Source organism: Thermococcus sp. M36 (genome assembly GCF_012027355.1).
In the GTDB taxonomy this organism is placed as follows: Archaea; Methanobacteriota_B; Thermococci; order Thermococcales; family Thermococcaceae; genus Thermococcus.
In genome coordinates, this window is sequence record NZ_SNUH01000308.1 from 1 (window position 1) to 402 (window position 402).

The following is a 402-nucleotide window of genomic DNA, read 5'->3' on the forward strand; positions in this document are numbered from 1 at the left end:
GGTTGTACCGCGAACAAGCATATCATTTTCATAAATTAAACTAATACTTGCACCATCAAATTTAGGTTCAACACAATATTCTATAATAGCTAATCCACTTGCTTCTCTTGCCTTTCTGTCAAAATCTTTCAAATCATCAGCGTTGTAGCTGTTATCTAAACTCAGCATTGGTACTAAATGTTGAACAGTTGCAAAACCCTCATTCAGGCTGCTTCCTACGCGTTGTGTTGGAGAATCTTTAGTAATTAATTCAGGATGATTTTTTTCAACTTTCTCTAATAGTTTATACAATGCATCATATTCATTATCGCTTATTAATGCATTATTCAAAACATAATACCTGTATTCATTAAAACGTAAAACGGCTTTTAGTTGCTGAATGTTTTCTGTAGCTTTAGTTTA

The 402-nt window shown here is 32.3% G+C and carries 1 pseudogene; it reads right to left on the reverse strand.

The annotated features are described in order from the left end of the window. Positions 1–381: pseudogene (locus E3E36_RS12470) on the reverse strand (NAD-dependent DNA ligase LigA); the annotation flags it as partial. Positions 382–402 lie beyond the last annotated feature (21 nt).